Origin of the sequence: uncultured Roseobacter sp. (assembly GCF_947496515.1) — a bacterium.
Lineage (GTDB): Bacteria > Pseudomonadota > Alphaproteobacteria > Rhodobacterales > Rhodobacteraceae > Roseobacter.
On the sequence record NZ_CANMDB010000003.1, the window covers coordinates 313,489 to 338,513 of the forward strand.

At 60.8% G+C, this 25,025-nt stretch carries 23 protein-coding genes; 10 read left to right on the plus strand and 13 right to left on the minus strand.

All coding sequences use genetic code 11. The features are described 5' to 3' along the window. The first annotated feature begins 74 nt into the window (after nucleotides 1-74). The gene (locus tag Q1A53_RS08580; protein ID WP_299965140.1) at nucleotides 75-800 is read left to right on the plus strand and encodes a GNAT family protein; all 726 of its coding nucleotides are present in this window, start codon (nucleotides 75-77) and stop codon (nucleotides 798-800) included. Between the two features lie 6 nt (nucleotides 801-806). Here the strand turns inward: Q1A53_RS08580 and Q1A53_RS08585 are convergent, their stop codons facing one another. Beyond that, nucleotides 807-1,526: a response regulator gene (locus Q1A53_RS08585; protein ID WP_299965142.1), complete on the minus strand. Its 720-nt coding sequence runs from the start codon at nucleotides 1,524-1,526 to the stop codon at nucleotides 807-809. 164 nt (nucleotides 1,527-1,690) lie between these two features. Between Q1A53_RS08585 and mce the strand changes: the two genes are divergently transcribed. Then, a complete protein-coding gene (gene mce, locus Q1A53_RS08590) occupies nucleotides 1,691-2,095 on the plus strand; it encodes a methylmalonyl-CoA epimerase (protein ID WP_299965144.1) in 405 nt (134 codons plus the stop codon). Between the two features lie 22 nt (nucleotides 2,096-2,117). Further along, nucleotides 2,118-2,414, plus strand: a complete 297-nt coding sequence (locus Q1A53_RS08595) for a DUF1467 family protein (RefSeq protein WP_299965146.1) — start codon at nucleotides 2,118-2,120, stop codon at nucleotides 2,412-2,414. On the opposite strand, the gene Q1A53_RS08600 is transcribed toward Q1A53_RS08595, so the two are convergent. From Q1A53_RS08600 to trpS, 5 genes are all read right to left on the minus strand, one after another. Beyond that, complete coding sequence (locus Q1A53_RS08600) at nucleotides 2,368-3,069, minus strand: EI24 domain-containing protein (protein WP_299965148.1); 702 nt, start codon at nucleotides 3,067-3,069, stop codon at nucleotides 2,368-2,370. The genes Q1A53_RS08595 and Q1A53_RS08600 overlap by 47 nt on opposite strands. Continuing rightward, entirely contained in the window at nucleotides 3,066-3,644 is a 579-nt protein-coding gene (locus Q1A53_RS08605) for a nitroreductase family protein (protein ID WP_299965150.1), read from the minus strand. Before Q1A53_RS08605 ends, Q1A53_RS08600 begins: the two co-directional genes overlap by 4 nt. Nucleotides 3,645-3,660: 16 nt before the next feature. Next, a complete protein-coding gene (locus Q1A53_RS08610) occupies nucleotides 3,661-4,761 on the minus strand; it encodes a class II histone deacetylase (protein WP_299965152.1) in 1,101 nt (366 codons plus the stop codon). A gap of 70 nt (nucleotides 4,762-4,831) precedes the next feature. Beyond that, nucleotides 4,832-5,311 (minus strand): VOC family protein, encoded by a 480-nt coding sequence (locus Q1A53_RS08615; RefSeq protein ID WP_299965155.1) that lies wholly within the window; start codon nucleotides 5,309-5,311, stop codon nucleotides 4,832-4,834. 84 nt (nucleotides 5,312-5,395) lie between these two features. Next, entirely contained in the window at nucleotides 5,396-6,412 is a 1,017-nt protein-coding gene (gene trpS, locus Q1A53_RS08620; protein WP_299965157.1) for a tryptophan--tRNA ligase, read from the minus strand. A 77-nt stretch (nucleotides 6,413-6,489) separates the two neighbouring features. Here trpS and Q1A53_RS08625 point away from each other — a divergent pair, with 77 nt between their 5' ends. From Q1A53_RS08625 to Q1A53_RS08640, 4 genes are all read left to right on the plus strand, one after another. Next, a complete protein-coding gene (locus Q1A53_RS08625) occupies nucleotides 6,490-7,176 on the plus strand; it encodes a rhomboid family intramembrane serine protease (protein WP_299965160.1) in 687 nt (228 codons plus the stop codon). A 311-nt stretch (nucleotides 7,177-7,487) separates the two neighbouring features. Next, nucleotides 7,488-8,798: a UDP-glucose/GDP-mannose dehydrogenase family protein gene (locus Q1A53_RS08630; RefSeq protein WP_299965162.1), complete on the plus strand. Its 1,311-nt coding sequence runs from the start codon at nucleotides 7,488-7,490 to the stop codon at nucleotides 8,796-8,798. 142 nt (nucleotides 8,799-8,940) lie between these two features. After that, entirely contained in the window at nucleotides 8,941-9,651 is a 711-nt protein-coding gene (locus Q1A53_RS08635) for an isopropylmalate isomerase (RefSeq protein WP_299965164.1), read from the plus strand. A gap of 401 nt (nucleotides 9,652-10,052) precedes the next feature. After that, on the plus strand, nucleotides 10,053-11,270 hold the full coding sequence (locus Q1A53_RS08640; protein ID WP_299965166.1) for a BCCT family transporter: 1,218 nt from the start codon (nucleotides 10,053-10,055) through the stop codon (nucleotides 11,268-11,270). Between the two features lie 64 nt (nucleotides 11,271-11,334). On the opposite strand, the gene Q1A53_RS08645 is transcribed toward Q1A53_RS08640, so the two are convergent. Next, the gene (locus Q1A53_RS08645; protein WP_299965168.1) at nucleotides 11,335-11,622 is read right to left on the minus strand and encodes a branched-chain amino acid transporter; all 288 of its coding nucleotides are present in this window, start codon (nucleotides 11,620-11,622) and stop codon (nucleotides 11,335-11,337) included. Continuing rightward, on the minus strand, nucleotides 11,619-12,299 hold the full coding sequence (locus tag Q1A53_RS08650; RefSeq protein WP_299965171.1) for an AzlC family ABC transporter permease: 681 nt from the start codon (nucleotides 12,297-12,299) through the stop codon (nucleotides 11,619-11,621). Before Q1A53_RS08650 ends, Q1A53_RS08645 begins: the two co-directional genes overlap by 4 nt. 103 nt (nucleotides 12,300-12,402) lie before the next feature. Here Q1A53_RS08650 and Q1A53_RS08655 point away from each other — a divergent pair, with 103 nt between their 5' ends. Beyond that, the gene (locus Q1A53_RS08655) at nucleotides 12,403-12,855 is read left to right on the plus strand and encodes an Lrp/AsnC family transcriptional regulator (RefSeq protein ID WP_299965173.1); all 453 of its coding nucleotides are present in this window, start codon (nucleotides 12,403-12,405) and stop codon (nucleotides 12,853-12,855) included. Nucleotides 12,856-13,047: 192 nt separating this feature from the next. Further along, nucleotides 13,048-14,817, plus strand: a complete 1,770-nt coding sequence (locus Q1A53_RS08660; protein ID WP_299965175.1) for an ABC transporter ATP-binding protein — start codon at nucleotides 13,048-13,050, stop codon at nucleotides 14,815-14,817. 691 nt (nucleotides 14,818-15,508) lie between these two features. Here Q1A53_RS08660 and Q1A53_RS08665 read toward each other — a convergent pair. The 4 genes from Q1A53_RS08665 to galE all read right to left on the minus strand — a co-directional run bounded on the left by Q1A53_RS08665 (nucleotide 15,509) and on the right by galE (nucleotide 20,428). Then, nucleotides 15,509-15,877, minus strand: a complete 369-nt coding sequence (locus Q1A53_RS08665) for a hypothetical protein (RefSeq protein ID WP_299965177.1) — start codon at nucleotides 15,875-15,877, stop codon at nucleotides 15,509-15,511. A gap of 437 nt (nucleotides 15,878-16,314) precedes the next feature. Then, nucleotides 16,315-17,613: an HlyD family type I secretion periplasmic adaptor subunit gene (locus Q1A53_RS08670; RefSeq protein WP_299965179.1), complete on the minus strand. Its 1,299-nt coding sequence runs from the start codon at nucleotides 17,611-17,613 to the stop codon at nucleotides 16,315-16,317. Beyond that, complete coding sequence (locus Q1A53_RS08675; RefSeq protein WP_299965181.1) at nucleotides 17,610-19,343, minus strand: type I secretion system permease/ATPase; 1,734 nt, start codon at nucleotides 19,341-19,343, stop codon at nucleotides 17,610-17,612. The genes Q1A53_RS08670 and Q1A53_RS08675 overlap by 4 nt, the downstream gene beginning before the upstream one ends. 101 nt (nucleotides 19,344-19,444) lie before the next feature. Further along, a complete protein-coding gene (gene galE / locus Q1A53_RS08680; protein WP_299965183.1) occupies nucleotides 19,445-20,428 on the minus strand; it encodes a UDP-glucose 4-epimerase GalE in 984 nt (327 codons plus the stop codon). 560 nt (nucleotides 20,429-20,988) lie between these two features. On the opposite strand from galE, the gene Q1A53_RS08685 reads away from it, so the two are divergent. Further along, nucleotides 20,989-23,817, plus strand: coding sequence for a bifunctional diguanylate cyclase/phosphodiesterase (locus tag Q1A53_RS08685; protein WP_299965185.1), 2,829 nt, complete (start codon nucleotides 20,989-20,991; stop codon nucleotides 23,815-23,817). A gap of 708 nt (nucleotides 23,818-24,525) precedes the next feature. Here Q1A53_RS08685 and Q1A53_RS08690 read toward each other — a convergent pair. After that, nucleotides 24,526-24,948, minus strand: coding sequence for a tellurite resistance TerB family protein (locus Q1A53_RS08690; RefSeq protein ID WP_299965187.1), 423 nt, complete (start codon nucleotides 24,946-24,948; stop codon nucleotides 24,526-24,528). Between the last annotated feature and the right edge of the window lie 77 nt (nucleotides 24,949-25,025).

Genomic DNA, 25,025 nt, shown 5'->3' on the forward strand with positions numbered 1-25,025 from the left:
GGTGATACGTTTCACCACATGCCGACGCTGGTGGGCGACAATGGACCGGGAGCACTCGGAGATCGGAAGGGTCAATGACTTTGGATCAGAAAGATGTGACGACCCTCGGAGCCGTCGTGCCAGACTGGTGCGCGCCGCCCGCGCCGACTGGGGCGCCACTGACCGGTCGCTATGCGGCGCTCGAGGCGCTTGATGCGGATGCTCATGCGGCGGCGCTTTTCAAGGCTTTCGACAGGCACGATGCGCTGTGGGACTACATGCCCTATGGCCCCTTTGCCACGGCGCAGGCCTATCATCGCTGGGTGGATCAGACGGTGCGCAAAGGTGATCCACTGTTCTACGCGATCCGGGATTTGCACTCAGGGCTCTTGGGCGGGGTCGCCAGCTATTTACGTATCGATAGGGCCAACGGAACAATTGAGGTGGGTCACATCAACTTTGGCCCGCAGCTGCAGCGCACGCGCGCTGCGACCGAAGCGATCTTTCTGATGATGGAGTGGGCTTTTTCAGCTGGCTACAGGCGCTTTGAGTGGAAGTGCAACGCGCTCAACCTGCCCTCGCGGCGGGCCGCACAGCGCTTTGGTTTCAGCTATGAGGGTGTGTTCCGGCAGGCAGTGATCAGCAAGGGCCGGAACCGCGACACGGCCTGGTTTGCGATGATTGATGCGGAATGGCCCGCGCTTCGCACCGCGTTCGAGCGGTGGCTGGCGCCCCAGAACTTCGACGCGGATGGCAGGCAAAAGCAGGCTCTGGGTACCTTCACCACGCCGGTTCGCGTGGCCGATGATCCGGCGTTGTGACGGTTTTCAGATGGCGAGCTTCTGGGTCAGTCGCTGCTGGATCAGACCTGCGATCTGCGCGCGCTCGTCCAAGGCGGATTCCCCAGCCGCGCGTTTGAGCGCCAGGTTGGTCGCGGCTTTTTCCAGATCATCATCCTTTGCGGATCGTGCAACGCCGCCCAGGAATTGGGCCACGTAGTCGAGCGCGCAATCATCGCTTGGATCATCCAGCACGCCAGCGATATGTGCCATGTCATCCTGGAAGGCCATGCGGTCGGGATGAATGATCTCGTCCGGCAATTCGCGCAGCCCGGTCGGTTGCCGATCCGGTGGCAGATTTGACAGAACAGCCTGCTGAAACACAGCCAGCGAATTGATCGGTTTTTCCAGAAACCCATCGGCGCCCGCGGCCATTGCAGGGGCATGTGTGTCCAGATCGCCGGAAGTGCCGAGGATCACATCAACGCGCGTTTCACTGTGCGAAAGCTCCGCGATCAGGTCGAGGCCGTCACCATCGGGCAGGCCAATATCCACGATCACCACCGATGGGCGGTAGACCTGCAGGTGTCGCCGGGCAGACCGCAGACAATCCGCGCGCCGGATCCGGGCGCCACTGCGCAGACATAAAAGACGCATCGCCTCGCAGGCAAAGCGGCTGTCCTCGATCACGAGGACCGTCACGCCAAGCAGCGGGCGGGCCGCCGTGGGTGCCGGGGTCGTCGCTACAAAAGGGTCTGTCTTGTCCATGATCGTCTCCGCAGGGTGACTCGGGGTTCTGCTGCAACATGGCGCATAGATGGCTAACAGCACGTTAATGCCCAACGTCGAAAACCCCTGCGACGCCGCGTCTATTGCATCGTCAATGCCGACGGCTCATAAGCACTCCAGACCTCAACTGACGGAGCAGTTTCATGATCGGCCGCCTCAACCATGTCGCCATCGCCGTCCCGGATCTGGAGGCGGCGGCCGCTCAGTACCGCACAGCGCTCGGTGCCAACGTCGGCGCGCCGCAGGCGGAGCCGGACCACGGCGTGACGGTAATCTTCATCGAGCTGCCGAACACCAAGATCGAGCTGCTGCACCCCCTTGGAGAGGGTAGCCCCATCCAAGGGTTCCTCGACAAAAACCCGGCAGGCGGCATCCACCATGTCTGCTACGAGGTTGAGGATATTCTAGCCGCACGTGATCATCTGCTTGGCACCGGTGCGCGCGTGCTGGGAAGCGGAGAGCCGAAAATCGGCGCCCATGGCAAGCCCGTGCTCTTCCTGCATCCCAAGGATTTCAACGGCTGTTTGGTAGAGCTGGAACAGGTCTGACGCCGAGAGGAGGTCTTACGACATGGGGATCACATCCGCGCTGGTTCTGTTCGCGGTCATCTGGTCGATGACCTTTCTGATCGTGCTGCCGATCCGGGTGAAGACCCAGGGCGATCTGGGCGAGATCGTGCCCGGAACCCATGCAGGCGCGCCAGAGGTGCACAACCTGGGGCGCAAGGCATGGATCACCACATGGATCAGTCTGGCGCTCTGGGCCGTGATCACCGCCATCATCGTTTTCGAGGTGATTACCGTGCGCGACATCGACTGGTTCAACCGCGGGGCTGATCTGACGCCAGTGCATGGAACAGATGGGTAAAGGTCGCAGCACCCAGGATCGGGACGATCAGGTTCAACAGCGGCACGGTCAGCGGCACCGCCATCAACACACCGGCCATCCAGATCGTGGTGAGATGCCTGCGGCGTAACACCTTGGCTTCGCGCCGACCCACGCGGCGCATGGCGGCGAGGGTGAAATACTCGCGGCCCAGCAGAAAGCCATTGAGCCCCCAGAATATAAAGGGCGCGGCGGGTGCGAAGATCAGATAGAGGATCAGTGCTGCGATATTGGCGGCGATCAGCACCCCCAGAAAGCTCACCGTGTCCCGCAGCGCGTCCGCGAAGGGTACGGGAGTGGCAGCAGGCAGATGCGGGTAATGTTCATCCTCTACCGCCTGTGCAACCGTCTCCAGGAACAGCGAGGTGATGGCGGAGGCGACGGGGATCATCAGGAAGATGGAGAGCACCGCTACCACCAGAACCGAGCCCCAGCCAAGCACATCGTCAATCCACGTGACCTCCCCGACAAAGGGCAGGCTGACCTGATCGCCCACCAGCCCGCCGATGAGCCAGACGAACCCGGCAGAGGCGGTAACCAGCAGCGCCAGCGTGAGTGCAACGCCCAGCATCAGCACGCCCCGGAACCGTCGGTCGGTCATCTGGCCGAGCGCTGCAAAGAACGCCCGCAGGATCATGCGCTGAGCCAGGTGGTGATGCCCGCCACATCCGGGCGGGGCCGTTCGGGCGGCGCGGCCCTTTCGGTACCGATGTGGATGAAACCGGCCACACGCTCCTGCGGTGCAAGGCCCAGAGCCCCCGTGCAGAAGCCTGCATCGTGACTGGGCCAGCCGCTAAGCCAGTTGGCCCCCCAGCCCGATGCCAGTGCCGCGTTCAATAGCGCCAGACACACGCAGCCCGCGGAGTAGCTTTGCTCGATCGGCGGGATCTTGTCAGAGGGCTTTTGCACCTCGATAACCGCAACGGCCAGATTGCCGTTGTCGAACTGACCGCGACCCTTGGTAATCTGATCGTCGTCGAGGCCGAGTGCTGCGCCACGGGCTGAAGCCGCCTCTGCCAGCCGGGCCATGGCGGGTTTTTCGATGATGATGAACCGCCAGGGCTCCAACTTGCCATGATCGGGCGAGCGGGCGGCGGCCTGCAGGAGCGGCGTCAGCTGCTCGCGGGTGGGCACGGGCGTTGTTAGCGTCTTGGCCGGGCGCGACCGGCGCGTCATGAGAAAGTCGAGGGCAGCGGGGTTTGGATCGGGCATCGCGTGTCTCCTGCGCTCAGAGTTGCTGGGCGAGATGGTCTATTTCCGCCTTCAGAAAGGCATCGAAACGGGGGTTGGGCTGGCGAACGTCGAGCGTATGGGCGAGCGGGTCGGGCGCGGTGATGTCACTGCCGCTGAGCGCTTCCAGCGTGGCATGACCGCAAAAGGGCACGTAGACCTCAGAATAGCCGCCCTCGTGCACCAGCACCAGCCGCCCGTCACAAAGCTGCTCTGCCGCCTGTTTGATCCGTGCGGTCATCTGGCGGAACGTCTCCGCCGTTGCCAGCATCCGGGCGAGCGGATCGACCCCTGCGGCATCATAGCCGCAGGCCACAATGATCAGGTCCGGTGCGAAGGCTTCGATCTGCGGCAGAACGACGGTGTCCATCGCGTGAAGATAAGCGGTATGGCCCGCCCCCGCGGGCAGTGGCAGGTTAAGGTTAAAGCCCTTGCCCCGACCCTCGCCCCGGTCGGTGACCGCGCCAGTATCCAGCGGATAGTTCCCCTCCTGATGCAGCGAGATGGTCAGCACGTCGTCGTGGGCGTAGTATATCGCCTCGGTCCCATTGCCGTGGTGCACGTCCCAGTCGAGAACGACGACCCGCCGTGCGCGGCCCTGAGCCTGCGCATGTTCGATGGCCACAGCGATGTTGTTCAGCAGGCAGAACCCGTTCGGAAAATCGGGCAGGCAATGGTGCCCCGGGGGGCGGCTGAGCGCGTAGGCATTGGTGAGCGCGCCGGTGGTCACCGCTTCTACTGCCGCGACAGCGAGGCCCGCCGAGCGGGCCGCGATCTCATAGCCGCCCGCAGCGAAGGGCGTGCGCAACCCTAGCTCACCGCCGCCGGCATCGGACAGGCGCTTGAACTCATCGAGATAGCTCTCGGGATGCACCCGGGCCAACATCTCGCGCGTGGCCTCCGGTGCGCCCCTCATGTCCAGCGCCCGGGACAGCCCGGTGATATCCATCAGGTTCTTCAACCGCCGCTTGGTCTCGGGGTTTTCGGGCAGGCCCCCGGCAGCGAGCGGCTGCACCAGCCCGCCGATGGGCAGCGTGAAGGCGTAGCTGCCCCCTGCATGCCAGAAACACCGCTCATCCCAGAAAAACCCCGTGGCCATGGCCGACTCTCCCACGTGTGTTGTTCGGAAACTGGCCGAGGTTGCAGGGATTGTCCATGCCACGCACGGCTCAGCCAGCGCCCGCGGCGATCAGCGCGTCCACGTCGAGCGGTTCGTTGACCAGCGTCAGATTGCCCGCCGCGTCACAGGGCCATTCAGCGCGCGGTCGGTCGCGGTAAAGCTCCACCCCGTTGCCATCGGGATCGCGCAGATAGACCGCTTCGCTGACCCCGTGGTCGGCCGCCCCGTCAAGCGTGTGTCCCGCCTCGAGAACCCGCGCGATCACCTGGCCGAGGCTCCGCCGGTCGGGATAGAGAAAGGCACTGTGATAGAGCCCGGTGTGCCCGGCAGGCGGCGGCGTGCCGTCCTTGCTGTGCCATGTGTTCAGCCCGATGTGGTGGTGATAGCCGCCCGCACCCAGAAAGGCGGCCTTATCACCACGGCGGACCATCTCATCGAACCCCAGAAGATCGCGGTAGAAGGCTACCGCCCGGTCCAGATCAGCGACCATGAGGTGAACGTGACCAACGGTGGGATGAGGCTGCGGCATGCTGTGCTCCTTGGCTGTGACCCGAAGCTAGGCACGCCGTTTGGCCCCAACAACCCACACCCCCGCGCAGGGCCTGTGCGCGGGTTAGCGGACCATACCCACGATCTCATAGGTTTTTTCAAGGATCGGCACGGTAATCTCGCGCGCCTGACCAGCCCCCCGGGCGAGGATACGGTCAATCTCTGCCGGGTCGGCCATCAGCCGTGCCATTTCCTGCGAGATGGGCGAGAGTTTGGCGACCGCAAGCTCTGCCAGAAGCGGCTTGAATGTGCCGAACTGCTGACCCCCGACCTCGGCCAGAACGGCCTCCACCGTCTGATCGTTGAGAGCGGCATAGATGTTCACCAGATTGCGCGCCTCGGGCCGGTCCTCCAGCCCCGCCGCCTCGGAGGGCAGCGCATGCGGGTCGGTCTTGGCCTTGCGGATCTTCTTGGCGATGGTGTCGGCATCATCGGTCATATTGATCCGGGAGGCGTCTGACGGGTCGGATTTTGACATCTTCTTGGCCCCGTCACGCAGGGACATCACGCGGGTCGCAGCACCTTTGATCACCGGTTCGGTCAGCGGAAAGAAATCCACGCCGTAGTCGTGATTGAACTTGGTGGCGATGTCGCGCGTCAGCTCCAAATGCTGTTTCTGATCGTCGCCCACGGGCACATGCGTCGCGTGGTAGACCAGAATATCCGCGGCCATCAGCGCCGGGTAGCCGAACAGGCCCAGCGAGGCTGCCTCGGCGTTCTTGCCCGCCTTGTCCTTGAACTGGGTCATGCGCTTCATCCAGCCCATGCGCGCCACACAGTTGAAGATCCAGGCCAGCTGCGCGTGCTCGGGCACCTGGCTCTGATTGATCAGAATGGATTTCTCAGGGCTGATGCCGCTGGCGATGAAGCCTGCTGCCAGCTCGCGCGTGTTGTGCCGCAGCGCAGCCGGATCCTGCCAGACGGTGATGGCGTGCAGATCGACCATGCAATAGACCGTCTCATAGGCGTCCTCCTGCATGCTGACAAACCGCTTGATGGCCCCTAGGTAGTTGCCCAGGTGCAGATCGCCCGACGGCTGGATGCCGGAGAACACGCGCGGCGTAAAATCTGAAGGGCTCATGGCAGGTCCGATCTCGCTGGAAAACACATCCGCGGTGGCTTACCCATGGGCCAGAGCAGCGTCAAGGAAGCGAGCCCATGTCCGGTCACAAAGAAGCCTCGCCCGTCAATCCATTGCCACCGGTTGTCACCATCCTGTTTCTGGCCATCGCCGCCCCGGAGGTGATCTTTGGTCTGGGGGCGCAGGGGCTCATCGGCGGGCCGGAGGCCATCGGCTGGCGGCTATCCGCGGTGCAGAGCTACGCGTTTTCCGGCGATATCTTTGACTGGATGGTGACCAACGGGCGCTGGCTGCCAGAGCACCTGCTGCGGTTTCTGACCTATCCCTTTGTGCACGACAGTTTCACCTCGGCGCTGTTTGTCGCGGTGTTCCTGCTGGCGCTCGGCAAGCTGGTAGGCGAGACGATGGGGCAGGTGGCGGTGCTGGTCCTGTTCTTTGGCGGGGCGATCTTTGGCGCGCTGATCTACGGGCTGCTGCTGAACGACCCCACATGGATCGTCGGTGGGTTTCCGGCGGTCTATGGTCTGATCGGGGGGTATTCCTTTGTCATGTGGGTGTCGCTCGGCGCACGTGGCGAGGCGCAAGCCCGCGCCTTTAGCCTCATCGCGATCCTGCTCGGGATCCAGCTTGTCTGGGGCATCTTTTTCGATATCGGCAATGGTTGGGTCGCTGATCTGGCGGGGTTCGCCTTTGGCTTTGTCGCCTCTGCCCTGCTGGTCCCGGGTGGCATGGCGCGGCTGCTGGCGGCGCTGCGGCGGGATTGATCTGCCACTGTCGGGTTGAGGCCCGGGCTCAAGATTCCCGACTATCCGAGCTTGTTGCTGGGCCTCGCGATGCACGACGGTTTCAGTCAGCGACGCTCTTTTTGCGGGCGCGTCGCGAGGGGACACAGCTTGCTCGCTCTATCGTATCACGCCCAGGATTATGGCCCCCTGCATCTTCGGGTGGGTTCGCCGCTGGCCAACGCTTGCCCCTTTAATCACTTAGGCGGCTATCAGTTGACAGGACGCGAGCCACACCGCATCTAGGCGGCGCCCTCTCTCGGGTCGTCCGGTTTTGATGAAAAGGCAATGATATGCGTATTGTAGTGATTGGCACGGGGTATGTCGGGTTGGTGTCGGGCGTCTGCTTCTCGGACTTCGGCCACGATGTGGTCTGTGTCGACAAGGACGCGAGCAAGATCGCCCGGCTCGAACAGGGGGAGATCCCAATCTACGAGCCCGGCCTCGATATGGTTATGGCGCGCAACGTCGAGGCGGGGCGTCTGACCTTCACGCAGGATCTGAAAACGGCTGTGGACGGGGCGGATGCGGTGTTTATCGCCGTGGGCACTCCAACCCGTCGCGGGGACGGGCACGCGGACCTCACATATGTCTATGCCGCCGCCGAGGAGATCGCGCATGCGCTGACCGGCTACACCGTCGTTGTCACCAAATCCACCGTACCGCTGGGCACCAACCGCAAGGTGCGCGAGATCATTGCCGCGGCCCGGCCCGGGTTCGAATTCGATGTGGCCTCCAACCCCGAGTTTCTGCGCGAAGGTGCGGCAGTCGATGATTTCATGCGCCCCGACCGTGTCATCGTCGGCGTTGAAACGCAGCGCGCGGGCGATGTGATGTCCGACATCTACCGCCCGCTCTACCTGCGCGATTTCCCGATCATCCAGACGGATCTGGAAAGCGCTGAGATGATCAAATACGCGGCCAACGCCTTTCTGGCGACCAAGGTGACCTTTATCAACGAGATCGCCCATCTGTGCGAACGGACCGGCGCCGACATCAAGCAGGTGTCCCGTGGCATGGGGCTCGACAACCGGATCGGCAACAAGTTCCTGCACGCAGGGCCGGGCTATGGCGGTTCCTGTTTTCCGAAGGATACCAAAGCGCTGGCCCGGATCGGGCAGGAGCATGCGGTGCCGATGCAGATCACGGAGACGGTCATCAAGGTCAACGAGGCCATCAAGCGGCGCATGATCGACAAGATCATTGATCTATGTGCGGGATCGGTGAATGGCCTGACCGTTGCCGTGCTGGGGGTGACCTTCAAACCCAACACCGATGATATGCGCGATGCGCCATCGCTCACCATCGTGCCGGCGCTGGTCGGGGGCGGTGCCAAGGTGCAGGTCTGTGATCCGCAAGGCCGCCGCGAGGGTGAAAAACTGCTGCCGGGCGTGACCTGGCATGACAGCGCCTATGCTGCGACAGATGGCGCCGATGCTGTGGTCATCCTGACGGAATGGAACGAGTTCCGGGGGCTGGATCTGTCGCGTCTTGCGGCTGGTATGCAGCATGCCCGGATGATTGATCTGCGTAACATCTACAGCCCGGCCGACGCGGAGGATGCGGGCTTTACCGCCTACACCTCCGTCGGTCGCGAAGACTGATGGTGTGAGAGGACCGACGCATACCAACGGGTGAATTGACCGCCTGATGTTCGGTCGGGGTACCCGGGCTGTTTTGGTGCGCGGTATTGGATCCAAAGACTTTTTTGCGCTGTAAAGACCTTTTGCGAGACGGTTACGTAGTATGGAGCCCTCCTTTATTGAATTGATCTCGCGGCCCGTGCCGATGGGGCCGCTGCTCAGCTGCGTTCAGGAAAGATGGCAACCGCAGATCGGCGATCCCAGCCTGATCGGTTGGGTGACCGTCGGGATCTATGTGGTGGTCGCTCTTGCCCTGCTGCGCACCGCCAGACAGGGCGCTTTCCCATCCGAAACGGTCTACCGGGAGCGATGGCTCTGGTTGGGCCTGCTCATCCTGGTGTTGTTCCTGGCCATCAACAAACAGCTCGACCTGCAATCTGCCCTGACCGCCACGGGGCGGTGCACGGCGAAACTGCAGGGCTGGTACAGCATGCGATGGGATGTTCAGCGCGGGTTCATATTGGCCCTTGCCGTGTCAGCGGCCGGGGCATGTGTGATCCTGTTCTACGTGATGCGCAACACACTGCGGCGGACGGGAATGGCCCTTTTGGGAACGGCCTTCGTTTTCGGTTTCATCCTGATCCGCGCCGCCGATTTCCACCACATGGACCAGATCATCGACCTCAAGATCAGTTCAGCCCTCATGAACTGGGTGCTGGAACTGACGGGGCTGATGCTTATCCTGCTGGCGACCTTTCGGCACCCCAAAGCACACAGGCCGGACATGACGCAGGGAGGGGCGCGCGACCAAGCCGGGCCAAGACCGAGACAGAACGGGCCCATCGAAGATCCCGGTCGCGTGCTCGAAAGATAGCGGTGTGGCATGCGTCGAACCCGACCGCCCAGACATCTGCCATCTGCCTAAAGCGGGACCAACCCGGGCCACGAATGCGCCGCGAAACGGCGAGGCGGACGGTATGAAGTTGCGCATGGTTCAACTGCACCAGACCGGATGGCCGAGACACCGGGCAGCAATTGGATGCCTGGCGGGTGGATCCGGCAGCTACCGCCGCCGGTCTGGGATAGAAAGGCGCAAACCTGGGCGCCGAGTGCAGCATTTTGCCGTGATGGCTCCACAGCTCGAATAATAATGGGACCTGCACTTGATGAAATGCGCAGCAAAGCGATAGGCTGCCCGGATGCAGAACAAGGCCCGAACAAGGACCGCACATCAGGTGAAGTCGGATTTCGTGTCGGCTATTGGGGAGGGCCAAAATGGCAACTGCGCTAACGATCATCATCTCATTTGGAATACTTTTGGCGCTCGCGCTGGTCGTATTCTGCGTCATCAAGTGGTGGGACATGCCTGTGATCGGCGTGACGCCCGTCCCGCTCTTTACGTTCATCGCCATTCTCTTCACGTCCGGCCTGGATGTTGGCCTGATCATGTTTCCGCTGGGCGAGTTTCCCACATATGCAAATGTGGTGGACGGCCCGGAATACGGGTTCACCAACCCGCTCGCCATTGAGTTTGGCTTTTGGGGCTTTCTGATCTGGAGCTTCTATTTCCTGACCAGCTTCTATTTTTGTGCGATCGAACCCCGGGTGAAGTTCTTTGAGATCCCCGTCGTTCGCATCCTGAACAACCTCGTCATCATCGGGACCTGCGCGTTTACAGCGAGCCTTTTCCTGATCTACCTGCCGTTCTACATCCCCGAAATCGGAGATGGTGAAACGGTCGTGGCAACCTTCTATGTGATCGTTTTCTGCGTGATCCTCGCGGCAGCCTATTCGAGCACGGACATCAAATTCGTCAAGGTGCTCAGTGTCGGCTCAACGGTTCTGTTTCTGGCCTTGATACTGCTGATGTGGGTGACGGGGGGCATCGGCCTGGGAGAAATGGGGTCGAATCTGTCGCTGATCGGCGGATATTTCACCAACCTCCACAAGTTCGTGATACCGATCAACGCCTACCATGAATTCTACCTGTTCTGGTGGTTTGCATGGTCGATCATGATCGGCCAGTTCACCTCCCGGTTCGTCGGAGGCCTCAAGACCCAGCACCTCCTGCTGGCGCTGCTGGTCATTCCCTCGATCCCCTTGGCGGTGTGGTTCTCGATCCTCTATCATTACTACGTCACCGAGATCAGCACGACGGGCCTGCTGAACTTTGCGATGATCATCGTGGGCGTGACCTTCGTGATCAATTCTCTGGACAGCCTGATCCGGCTCTACTCGGACAACCTCTCCATCACGACGGAACGGTTCGGGAAGATCCCCTACATCGCGGGTAACGTCGCTGTGCTGTTCAGTCTGACCATTCTGTTCAAGAGCCAGTGGCTTCAGATCCAGTGGATCGGCGCAATGGTGGTGGGGATCTATCTGGCTTGTGTGGCCTATATCCTTCTGACCCGCCGCAAAGAGGTTCTGTCAATCATGTCGTCACCCGATGAGAATGAGTTGGACTTCGCGAAAATCGAAGCGGTGAAGTAGCGCATGCATGCTGCGCCCGCAGTCAGCGCGGGTGCAGCTCTTGACAAAACCAAGGCTGCGCGGGCTACGGTCCAATCACGGCAAACGCCAGAACGCCGACGATCATCGTGGCAATGACGTGATTGGTCAGAACCGCTGCGCCTAGGGCGGCACCGGCGGCAACCCATGTCCCTACCGGCTGACCGGCAAGGGATGCTGCAACCAGACTGACGACAATCAGCCCGGGAAGCTCCGCCAGGACCCACGCATGGGGTGAACTGCGGATGCGCCTGCCCGCCACCAGCCCCAGAACGCGGATGCCGAACGCGGCGATGGCCAGGATGCCGAGGAGAGCCCATTGTGCGCCGGTCATGCGGACCGGCCCCCGGCGCGCCGCAGGATCACACATATCGCAAGGCCGCTGAGTGTTCCCGCAACGATAGCGTATGCTTTCGGCAGGCCGAGCGATACGGCAACGAGTGTCGCAGCCCCCGCGACCAGCCAAGGGAGCAGCTGCGGTTTGCCGCGCCACAGTCCGCGGGCCATCGCTATGAACGCGGCTGTAAACGCGAACCCCAAGCCGAAGCGTTCGAGATCTGGAAGGGTGGCGCCGATGATCGCTCCCGCCGTTGTTGACAGCGTCCAGACGGTGATCATGACAAGACCGGAGCCCACCAGAAAAGGGGCCCCCACCTCCGGCGATTTGGCACGCTCCGCCATGGTCAGGGCCCAGTTCTCGTCGCCGGTGATATGGATCGCAAGCAGCCTGCCCCTGAACGATATGTCTGCCAAGACATCGGACAGGGACGCGACAATCCCGATATAGCGCAGGTTGAGCGCCGCCCCGGCCAGCGCAGCGCCCAGCATGGTCTGGGTTGACGCAAACTGTTCCACGGCGACGATCTGGGACGAGCCTGCATGGACGGAGACGCTCATCAGTCCGACCCCCCACCACGGGAATCCAGCTTGGGCGGCAAGAAGACCGAACGCAAAACCATAGATGGCAGCGCCGAGGGCCAGAGGGAGGATCGCGAGTGCACCGTGTTTCATGTGGATATGAGATAGACATGAGGCCTGAGGTGATCCATGCTCAATTTTGGTATTTTATGATGCTGATACATCACCAAAACTAGGAATTTGCGAGGGTCGGATCATGGATGAGATAGATCGGAAGTTACTCGATCTTTGCCAGAAAAATGCCAAGACATCGGTCCAGACACTTGCAGAGGCAGCCGCCATTTCGACGGCGTCGGTCCAGAGACGGATGCGGACGTTGCGACAGACTGGTGTGATCAAGCGGGACGTGGCCATTCTCGACCCCAAGCCTCTGGGCCTCGACATAACGGCAATCGTGTCGGTGGAACTGGAACGTGATCGGCTTGATCAGATCGACGCCTTCAAGCGCAAGGCCCGTGAGGATCCGCAAGTGACGCATTTCTACTGTATTGCGGGTGAAGCCGACTTCATCCTCGTCATCATGGCCAAGGACATTGCGGGCTACGAGAAGTTCACCCACCGGTTCTTCTTTGCTGACAGGAATGTTCGGAAATTCAGGACGTCAATCGTCGTCTCGACCGAGAAAGCGACATCAGAACTGCCGATCTGAGTGGAACCCATCCTAGAAGAGCGGCGAAGACCACGTTCCACCACCTTAATGGTGCCGGAGTGCGCCATCCGCTAGCATTCGGGTGCCGTTGCCAGTGTTCGGCGGTGCGATGATACGAGGTGCGCAAACCTTTACAGGGGCTGCGATCCTCCCTAGGTAGTGGTGCCTTATGCAGTGCCGGATGATCTCGCCATGAAAAAAAGCGCCAAGGCGAACCTCAACACTGCGATGATCAAGCGGTTGTTGCGAGAGAACCTCAGGGCGCAGACCGGCACCTATGGGGTGGCGATGCTTGCCATGATCGTGATCGCGGTGATGACCGCGCTGACCGCCTGGATCATGAAGGACATCATCGATTCTATGGTGCAAACAGGCGACCGCTGGCAGGTTTTCGCCGTGGCCGGTGCGGTTGCCGCGATTTTCACCATCAAGGGTATCGCCAGCTACATACAGGTCGTGGCTCTCAGCCGGGCTGGTAACCGCATTGTCGCGGACCAGCAGCGGCGGCTCTACGATCGGCTGCTGGAACACGGCGTGGCCTTTTTCAACACGTTCGAGTCCTCCAATATCCTGATGCGGGTGACGACCTCGGCGCAGGCGGCGCGGCAGGTCATCGATACGCTGATCATGGGCTTCGTGCGGGATTTGCTAACGCTGGTCGGTCTGATCGTGGTCATGGTCTATCAGCAGCCCACGCTGTCGCTTTTCTCGCTGATCTTCGGGCCGCTGGCGATCCTTGGCGTACGGCAAATTCTCAAACGGGTGCAAAGCATTGTCGAGGCGACGATGGCGTCATCGGCCGAGATCATCAAAGTCGTGCAGGAAACCTCCACCGGGATCCGCGTGGTCAAGGCCTTTGCGCTGGAGAAACGAATGGCCTCGCGCATGAATGCCGCCGTCAGCACGGTCGAGAACCGCTCCAACGCGGTTGCGCGGCTGTCGGGTGCGACCAGCCCCCTGATGGAGACGTTGTCCGGGTTTGCCATTGCCTCGGTCGTCGCGTTGAGCACGGTCAATATCTTTGGCGATACCAGCACCTCGCCGGGAGAGCTGATGTCCTTTGTGACCGCGCTGTTGATGGCCTACGACCCGGCCAAGCGGCTGGCGCGCATGCGCGTCAACATCGAGGCGGGTCTGGTCGGTGTCGGTCTGATGTACCAGATCCTCGACACCCCCATCGCCGTCCGGGAGCGTGAGACCGCGCGTGCTCTGCCTGATGGCCCGGGACAGGTCGATTTCAAGGGTGTGAGCTTCAACTATGAGGGCAAAGCGCCGCTGCTGCGCGGCCTCGACGCGACGTTCGAGGCTGGCAAGACAACGGCGCTGGTCGGGCCGTCCGGGGGCGGGAAATCAACGCTGATCAACCTTATTCTGCGGCTCTATGATCCGGTCGAGGGCCGGATCGAGATCGACGGGTTTGACCTGCGCGATGCGACATTCGCCTCGCTGCGCGACAAGATCGCCTTTGTCGGGCAGGAGACGTTTCTTTTTGCGGGATCGGTCAAACAGAACATCGCCATGGGTGCAGAGAACGCCACCGATGCCGCGATCATCGCGGCGGCCAAGGCTGCGAACGCCCATGAGTTCATCGAAAACATGCCGGGACAATACGATACAGACGTGGGTGAGAACGGTGGCAACCTCTCCGGTGGGCAGCGCCAGCGCGTCGCCATAGCCCGTGCGATCCTGCGCGATAGCCCCATCCTGATCATGGATGAGGCGACGAGCGCGCTGGATACCGAATCCGAATATCTGGTGAATGAGGCGCTCCAGAAAGTGTCCAAAGGCCGCACCACGATCGTTATCGCGCACCGTCTGTCGACCATTCTGAGCGCGGATACCATTGTGGTCATTCAGGATGGCAAGGTTGCAGAGCGCGGCACCCAGTCGGAGCTACTGGCGCTGAACGGCGTTTTCCGCAGCCTCTATGACCGGCAGTTCAGCGCGGGATCTGCCTCCTAACCCGGTCAAATCTGTCTCCTTCTGATACCGTCGCTGCTCCGATCAGGTCTCACCGCCTTCAGTCGTCGTCTGACAGCCGTGCGCGGCCTGACAGAACGGGTCCGGGGTGCTGGGACCGTGCGGCTCAAAAAGATCCTGAGGGTCCGCTCCGCTGGTACCAGCAAGGTGATCTTTGCCACGCAGCCTGTCGGTTGTAGGGTACAGCTGTCCGTCGCCTGAACAGCGAAGCTGAGTGTGGTGTTGCGGGACGGCGGCACCCGTTGGGCCCCATCACGTCCAAGAACATGACGTGCCTGCAGTCAGACCGGCGTCGATGCGCGTCGACGGTCAATCACGTCCGGCTGCGCGCGCACTCATCATAGCGGGGGCCCGAAGCCTCATTGCAATGTCCTCCTTTCAGATAGTCAAACGAACCTCGTTCTTATGATGGATCGGGGGGATGCTCCTCTGTGACGAAGACCGATCGGGCAGGGGCCGTGAACGGGATGGCGCCGATTGTCGTCATAATTTCCGGTGCGCCAACCGCGTGAGGCATGATTGTTCTGGTTTGAGTAGGCAGAGCGGTGTCTGGCCGGGTTTCGAACGCATTGCGCCGCGTTTTTCGGGCATTCCAGATTTTGTCATCAGTCCGCGGCACCGCCTGATTTGGAAGGTCTTGCGCAAGATCCCGATCAGGTCACCACAGATAGAATCAAACGGTGATGCTGTGGTGCGATGGGCTTTTGAAACTCTCTTCTTCATCATAGCCAAGTGATGCGACCAGCCCGCTGGCATGCACGTGTCTCAGCCCCAGCCCCGCTGGAACGCGGGTTTTCCAGTCGGTATCCGAGCTTCGTTTTCGGCGAGATACGTGGGGAAGATCTGTATTGATCCATCCCGCTCCTCCTTCACGGTAAGAACCATGCCGCTTGTTCGACCGCTCCACGTTGATTGGTGGTAGGGCAAATCTGTGTTCTGATGTGGAGAAGTAAGGCAGGTGTCGACCGCGCTGTGCACGGAACTGTCGTATGGCAATACAAGTGCGCAAAAGATCATCCAGACCGGATTTTGCAGTCTGCATCGCAGAACGCGGATTGGCAGGCGGTGCATCGGCGGCAATTGGGCAGGGAATTTTTTTGGCTGAAGGTTAGGATTGATTCTCTTGCAATGTAGGTCGACATCTCGCAGCGCCGTGGAAAAAAGTGGCCAAACCAGATTTGAAAGCGCGGCTGTCTAACGAAATGCGGGTGCAAAGGGTTCGCCCCTCGCCAACCTGTATTGTGCGTGTCGAACGTACGCGAAATGTCCCCACCTGCTTTGATTATTGTCACAGGCTTTTTGAGCGAGGGCCTGTTCTGACCATAGCCAGTTTCCACTGCCTACGGACGGATCTGCAGGTGAGCACATTCAAAATGTGATTGGGTGGCGCTTGCTGGCACCGCGCGCCGGATGGGCTGGCGCAGATCCTGGGTCCTCTCACGGATTGCCCTGAACCGCCAAAAAACCTGGTGCGATAGGTCAGCTTTCACGAAAAGCGCGCGTGAAATAATCGGTCAGTGGTTGGGTGAGATATGTGAGAGGTGACCTGGCTGCAGTTTTGATGAAAGCGTCCACAGGCATGCCAGGGAGAAGGGTTTGGCCGCCGAGTTTTTCCATTTCACCTGCGTCGGGTATCAGCTCGACCTGATAATACGACGCTCCTGTGGTCTGATCGACAAAGACATCCGCCGACAGATTGGTCACATGCCCGAAGACCTCCGGCGTCATTCGTTGATCGAGAGCGGCGAACCGGAGGGAGGCCTGTTGACCCACGTGCACCTGGTCCACGTGGATCGGGTCGACCCGGGCAGAGACAATCATGGGCTGATCCTGCGGTATGATGAACATGATGGGTTCGGCGGGCGAGACCACCGATTGTACCGCGAAGATACGCGAATCGTAGATGACGCCGCTGACCGGCGCGCGCAGCACGGTTCGCGACAGGGTTTCCATCGTGCTCAGGCGGCGTTGATAGAGCTCCACTTCCTGAAACTGCAGGTCACGCAGGGTCGTAATCGCCTCTTCTTGCAGCCGCGTGGTCAACGAGATCCGTTCGATATTGAGCCCGGCGATCTGTCCTCGGAGTTGCGCGATACCGGCGGTCAGGCTGCCGATTTCACCCAACAGGCGGGCCTGTTCCCGTTGCAGGGAAGACACGCGTGAGGCCGGGACCAGGCCTTTGTCAAAGAGCCCCTGATTATCGGTCAATTCACGCTCGATCAGGGTCAGTTGCGTCTCAAGCGCCGCAAGCTGCGCCTTTGATCCGGTGATCTGGTTCTCGGCCTGGGCGACCTGCTCCGCGATCTGTTCCCCGCGTTGCCGGAGCGTCACGGCGCGTGTTTCAAAGAGCCGCCTTTGCCCGTCAATCAGGGCCTGAACGCCCGGATCGTTTTTGACCTGCTCAAGCAGCGCATCGGGGTCTGGCAAGCGCTCGAGCCCGTCCCGCTCCGCCTGAAGGCGCAGCTTGCGTGCCAGCAGCTCGAAAAGCTGACCTTCTATGATCGCGAGTTCTGAACGCAGTTGCGTATCGTCAAACCGCAGCACCACATCACCTGCGGCAACCACGTCGCCATCCGTGACCAAAATTTCGCCGACAACACCGCCCTGGGGGTGTTGCAGGACCTGCCGGTTTGATTCGACCTCGATCATGCCAGATGCGATGATGGCGCCCGCAATCCGCGCCTGCACGCTCCAGGCACCGAGCACACCGATCAATACGAAAAGTGCGAGACCGCCGGTGATCAGCGGGCCGGAGGCTTTCCACATCGGGGGCGTCATGATTGGGACGCCTTGGCGAGGGATTGTTTGATGTCGCGCACATTGCTCACCATGGATTTCAGCACCTCGTCCCGGGGGCCATCCGCCAGGATCCGGCCGTTTTCGACAACGAGTAGCCGATCGCATTCCGAGATCGCCGTCGGTCGGTGGGTCAGGATGACGACCGATTTGCCCGAGGTTTTGAATTCCCGCACTGCGCGGTTCAGGGCGACCGATCCGTCATTGTCCAGCGCGGAGTTCGGCTCGTCCAGAACCAGAAGAACCGGGTCGCCATAGAACGCGCGCGCCAGTGCAATGCGTTGTTTCTGCCCGCCGGAAAGCTGGCTGTCATCGCTCTGGATCAGGGTTTTATAGCCCTCTGGTAGCGACAGGATCATCTCATGCGCATTGGCACGCTTGGCCGCATCAACTACGCCCTGTTCGTCGGGCTGCATTGCCATGCGCGCGATGTTCTCCGCGATGGTGCCGGAGAACAGCACAACGTTCTGGGGCAGATAGCCGATGTAGGCGCCCAGGGCATCTGCGCTGTACTGATCCAGGGTCGCGCCGCCAAAACGGACCTCGCCAGCTGCGGTATGAGTGAGGCCCAGAATGCTCTTGGCGAGAGTGGATTTGCCGGACCCACTCTTGCCGATGACGCCCAGCACTTCGCCTGCCGCCAGTGAAAAGGAGACGCTGGACAGGGTTGGGGCCGATCCGCCGTGCGGGACTACACTGACTCCTTTGAAGGTGACAGTTGCCTCCGGCTTGGGCAGGGCGTGGGTGTCATCCTCGGGCGCCGTCTTGGCCAGCAGAGCGGCCAGATCCGACCAGGCGCCGCGCGCACGCTGCACCATGGGCCAATGGCTCAGCGACTGCTCGATCGGGGCGAGACCCCGGCCCAACAGGATCGATCCGGCAATCATCGCCCCGGCTGTCATCTCGGCCTGTAGGACCAGATACGCGCCCACGGCCAGCATCGCAGACTGCAGAAAGAGCCGGAACGATTTCGTCGTTGCGGTAAAAAGCCCTGTCCAGTCACTCGATTTCACGGTCTGCTCAAGCGCTCTGTCGCGCATGCCGTGCCAGCGGCTTGAGACGGCTGTGCCCATGCCCTGGGCGCGCACCACCTCGGCCGAGCGGCGAACCTGTTCGGCGAATCCGTCGGCCTGGGCGGATCGGCTTTGCGCTTCCATCGTCTTGGGTTGGGTCAGCCAGTTATTGAGTAGGGTAATGGCAATCAGGATCACCATGCCGAGCAGGGCCATCCACCCCAGCCAGGGGTGAAAGATAAAGATCGCCCCGATGAAAAGGGGGGTCCAGGGGACATCAAAAAGCGCCAGCATCAGTGGCGAGGTAAACAGACCCTGAACCGTTTCGAGATCCCGCAGGCCACTGGCCGGTGCGCCCCGCTCGCGCGGCAGAATGGCGCGCCTCAGCACGGCGTCGAACACACGGTCGTCGAGGGTGGACTGAAACCGTGCACCGAAACGGGCCAGCACCCGCCCACGCGCATAGTCCAATGTCCCCATGAGCGCGTAGAGGACGCCAACCAGCAAGAACAACGCTGCCAGTGTCTCTTCGGATCTGGAGCCGAGTACGCGGTCATAGACCTGCAGCATGAAGAGCGGACCCGTCAGCATCAGCAGGTTCACAAAGACGCTGAAAAGGAAAACGGCCCACAAAAGCCGCGTACCTGCCGCCCGCGCGGCCTGCAACTCCGGCAAACCCAATGCGTCTTTCTGTGCCAAATTGGTCCATCCTCAATCCGCGTTGGCGGCAGGATAGGGCCTATTGGTTTATGTCTCGTGTCTAACGCCGGGCATTTCCGTCCGGAAACAGCAGAACCGGTCTATTCGGTGTAATGGCCTGTCTTGTGCCACTGCCACGCATCAGCGATCATCGTATCCAGCGTCGAGCGGTCAGGACGCCAGCCAAGCTCACTGTTGGCCCGGGTAGAGCCCGACACCAGTTTGGTACAGTCGCCAGCGCGGCGCGTACCGGTTGTGACCGGCACCTCCGCATTGGTGACGCGACGGCTGTGGTTGATCACCTCGCGCACCGAAAAGCCGCTGCCCGTCCCCAGATTGAAAACCTCGCTCGGCTTGCCGTCGAGCAGCCATTGCAGTCCAGCAACATGCGCATCCACCAGATCACAGACATGCACGTAGTCGCGGATGCAGGTACCATCGGGCGTCTCATAGTCGGTGCCATAGATCGTCAGCGCGTCGCGCTTGCCCGAAATCGCGTCGAGCATCAGGGGGATCAAATGTGTCTCGGGCTGGTGGAACTCGCCTATGTCGCCATCGGGATCGGCACCGGCCACGTTGAAATAGCGAAAGATCACATGCCGGAGCCCGTGCGCTGTCTCGAAATTGCGCAAGGCATGCTCGGTGGCCAGTTTTGATGCACCATAGGCGTTGATCGGTTGCTGTGCGCTGGTCTCGTCCAGTACCACGTTGTCCTGCTCGCCGTAGGTGGCACAGGTCGAGGAAAAGACGAACTGGTCACACCCGGCGGCCACCGCAGCTTCCAGCAGGGTGAGCGATCCCTGAAAGTTGTTACGCCAGTAGCGGCCGGGGTCATGAATGCTCTCACCCACTTGGCTGAGGGCGGCAAAATGCATCACGGCGGCGGGTTGGTACGTGGCAAAGGCTTCGTCCAGCGCTGCGCGGTCCAGAAGATCGCCCTGAAAGAACGGCCCGAATTTCACAGAGTCTTTCCAGCCCGTGACAAGATTGTCGAATGTCACCGGGGTGAATCCCGCGGTCTTGAGTGCTTTGCAGGCGTGCGAGCCGATGTAGCCCGCCCCTCCAGTTACCAGTATGTGTGTCAAGATCTTTGCCCCGGGATCATTGGTGCAATGGGTGCGCGAGGGGGAGGCGCGGCCTTTTGCTGCGCGTCGACCTTGGTCCTTTTCAAAGCGGGCTGCAATCGCGTTTTTGTATCACCGGCCCTTGCTATGGAGAACGCGGCGGTCGGTCCAGGATAGTGCCGTTTTTGCGGGCACGAAGATGACGCGAAGGCCTTGAGCGGCGACGCTGTGGGCTCTGCTCTCTACGCAACGGCCACCGGATATGGGGTTTTCCAAAAGAGAGGTTTGCGGATCAGGCACGTGGTTCGGTCCGGCAGGTAAGCCCACCCGAGCAATTCGATGACTTAGGAGCATGCGCACGGCACATGCCACCAGATCTCGGCATGTTATGGTGGAAAGAACGCCTGCCCCACCCTGATGGAAGACCTGACTGGGTCATAAACCATTAACTGCGATGTCTCTTTTTGAGGCGAAGACCCGCGGGAATGCGGTTTTTTAGAGGTTCCTTAGGTCTCGTTTGCTAATTGGATGCTCTGCTATATCGCCTGATGGAAACGGGACCACCTTTGGATCAGCCTTCCGTGATAGAACGCACGCTCATCTGGCGCTACACCCTGCGTTACATGTGCGCGATGATGCTGGTCGCAGGGGCGATTGCGCTTGGTGCGTTCCAAGTCAACAAGGTGCTGGAGCTCAATCGCCAGCAGAGTGAGGTCATCAGCATCGCGTCTGACCAACCTCTACTGGCGCAACGTCTCGTCCTGCTGCCTGACCGGGTCGCCACAGAGACCAACAGCTACAGCAAAGGGCGCGTATTGGTGGCGATCCGCGAGACCGTTGATGACATGCGCGCAGGACATGACTTTTTGCTCAACGGTCGGCCGGACGTGGCACCGCCCGCGCAGATGACCGAAGCGCTGATGGATCATTACGCGCGCGACCGGCGACATTTGAACCGCGAAGTTTCCGATTTTCTGGATTTCTACGAGAGTTTTCTGGAAGACCCGGACATGAGCCGGCAAATCGTCGCGATGGAGCGGGTTCAGGCGGAGAATTTTCTGCTGGTCGCCTTGGAACACGCCGCTTTTTTGCACGCGGCTGCGGCTGAGGCGGAGATGATGCGCGCCATCAAGATACACGGTATCTGGGTTGCGATCTCGCTGGCGCTTGTGGTGCTGGTGGGCGTCTTCATTTTTCGCCCGCTGACCCGCGATGCCGCAAAGGCCGTTGCGAAAATAAGCGCACAGCTGGATGAGCGCGCTAACCTGCTGTCGCAATCGCTCAAGATTTCCCGAATGGGTCACTGGCGCGCCATCAACCCCGAAGCAGATCCGATCTGGCTGTCCAAGGAGCTTATCGAGCTTTGGGGGATGGAGGTGCAAGAAGGGTTTCACCCTCTCTCGCTGGTTCAGGCAGGTGATGTGGTGAAAGAGGACGAAGACGTCGAGAACAATGCCCAGCACCTGGCCTTCAAGCGGGTCCTGGAGACCGGTGAGCCTGCCGTATCACGGTCGCAATTCAGACGTCCCAACGGCGAGATCATTGACATGCTGGTCCATATGGAGGCCGAGCGAGACGACAACGGTCAGATAACCGGTGTCGTCGGTGTGATTCAGGATAACACGGCCCAAGCGACGGCAGATCGCGCCCTGAAGGACAGTTACCGGGTGATCGAACGCAAGTCCGCCGACCTGATGGAAGCGCAGCGCCTGGGCAATCTGGCAACCTGGCGGTTTTGCCTGGATGGCGAGCGGGTCGAACTGGACGAACGGGCGTATGAGATCATGAAGCTGGATGCCAACACCTTCGAGCCCACACTAGAGAATATTCGCAGTTTCTACATGGAAGAGAGCCGCCGCCGTCTTGAGGCCTTGCAGCAAAGCGTTATCGAGACAGGTGCGCAAAAGTCCGACACGCTGAAGCTGCGCCGCGCGGACGGATCGGTCATTGATCTCCACATCCGCACCAAGTTGGAACGCGACGAGGCCGGCGCGCCATTTGCGCTGTTCGGCACACTCCAGGATGTCACGAAAGAGCGTCGGGCAGCACGCGAACTGGAGAAACTCGCTTACTATGACAACCTCACGGGGCTTGCCAATCGCACGCTGTTTTCGCGGGAGCTCAAAAGGGTTTGCGCAGCTGCCAGTGGCGACGATCCGCAAGCCGCATTGCTGCTGATCGACCTTGATCATTTCAAGGAAGTCAACGACACGCTTGGTCACCAGGCAGGTGACCAGCTGCTCGGCATTGTCGGCCACCGTCTGTCCAAGGTCGTGCCGAACACAGCTTTCGTGGCGCGGCTGGGGGGGGATGAATTCGCGATCGTCGTGGAGGGTGGCGTCACCAGACAAGAGCTAGACCAGCTTGGCAATGCCATTGTGGAGAGCATGAGCGTTCCCGCGTCGCTGTCTCTTGGATCGGTCCAGACGAATGCCAGTATCGGTATCGCCGTCGTTCCGGTGGATTCCAGCGAGCCAGACGAGTTGTTGAGGTTCGCCGATCTCGCGCTTTACGCTTCCAAAGAGCAGGGCCGTGGCAGACACTCCTACTATGACGCCTCGCTCAGTGTGGCGCTCGGGACCCGGATGAATCTGAGTGCCGAGATTCGTTCGGCGCTCGACGAGAAAAGGTTCGAAGCGCATTACCAGGCAATCGTGGATTCCGAAACCGGCACGGTCAACGGGTTCGAGGCGCTTTTGAGACTCCCCAAGAACGACGGCGGTTTCATCCCTCCGTCGGAGTTCATCCCCATTGCCGAAAGCTCGCATCTGATTGCGGATCTGGGCTCCTTTGTGCTGCATGCCGCCTGTGCGGAGGCCCAAAGGTGGGTCGCCCAGGGCCTGCCGCGACGCACGGTGTCGGTCAACGTCTCGGCGGCTCAGGTCTGGCACGGCGATCTGGAAAAAGTCATTGATAGTGCGCTGCGGTCATCCGGCCTCGATCCTCATCTTTTGTGCATCGAACTGACCGAAACGGTCTTTGCGGCAGAGAACATCGGCCGGCTTGAGGGGATCCTGAACAGGCTGAAAGCGCGCGGCGTCCAGCTGGCTCTCGATGATTTCGGGACGGGGTATTCTTCGCTTGGATATCTGAACCGGCTGCCTTTCGACAAGCTGAAGATCGACCGCATGTTTGTCTCCAACGCCCATCTCAGTACCGAGAAACAAAAGATGCTCTGTGGTGTGGTCAGCCTGGCAAAAGGGCTGGATTTGAAGGTTACCGCCGAGGGTGTCGAGACCGAGGAAGAATGGCAGCTGGTACGAGATCTGGGATGCGACGATGTGCAGGGTTGGCTCTTCAGTGTTGCGCTGCCCGGACCCGACGCGGTGCTGGAGGCGGATCACATCGACGCGACCTGCAACCCGCCACCGTTGACGCTGCGGGACGCTGATCTACTCAGGTCAGGATAAGCCCTCACCAGCAGCATTGCCCGACGCCAACCCATCGGTTCCTCCGCTAAACGACCCGATGGCTGGTGTGGTCCGCGGTGATCGCGAGCAGGACATCCGGTGAATGTCCCGACCTGGGTCCAGGGTGTGCCCGATTGTGGAATTCACTTGTCGGCGTCCGAGTGCTTCGGACAACGGACATCCGACCAAGCCGCCTGTGGTCAACCGCACAGTGGCGCGAGAGCGCCAAACCGAGGTTTGGAATTTGACCTTATGCTGACACAATGACGATGCCCCGGGTCAGCGACTTTTAACGATGACTACAACCAGAGATACCCCGGGACTGGCTGGATGGGGCATCGCGTCACCGACGGTCGCTGAATTGATGTATGGGTTGTCCGGTTTGAGCCTCGTGTCGGATAATCTTCTGTCAAAACAAGATCCTGATCGGATCTGCCATACGCTGATAAACGTCAGTCTCTGCGGTCTGCATCGGAACCGATCGGACTGCTTTGGCACACGACAGGGATAGTTTTCTGTCAACTGCTGAGGCTTATACCTGTGGGCTGAGGACGGCGATGGACCGGATCTTCGGGCCGTGGTGCGCCAATGATGCTGCGCCCGGTTCGTGGTCTAACTGTCCGCGGGCAGCACTCATAAACTGAGCCCATTTCCCGCTCAGCAATCCAAATGATCAACGCCAGAGCAACTTTACACCCGAACCGACCTTCAGGTCAGATGCCGTGCGCGCGCGCCGCGTTCGATCGCCGCGGCATGAAGCCGGTCCAGATTGAGCTCATAGCGAATCTCTTCGAGCAGCCGCAATTCAGCCTCTTCCAGCGTGCCGTCCGCGGCGGCCACATCGCAGGCCAGCGCATAACCGGTCTCAAAAAGCCTTTCCGGCAGCCCCTCGCGGATGAGGCCAAAGAGCGCATCGAGCCCATCCTCCTGCTCGAACAGATCGAAGACCGCCTGACTGACGGTGGTCAGCCGGTCTTCGTCATAGTCCGAGAAAATCGGCAGCAATTGCACGGAGGTCTGGATTTTCACCAGTTCAGCAGTGCGAATGTCCTCATCCGAGGCGGAAACCGCTACCATGAGAGCCACGAGACTGTCCTGCGGCGTAAAGGAGTGGGGCGCATCATCTGGCACGGTAGAGTGATCTTTCGTTGAGGAGCTGAGGGGGCCAGATTATTGACGCCCGCACGGCAAGGCAATAGGGACGGTCG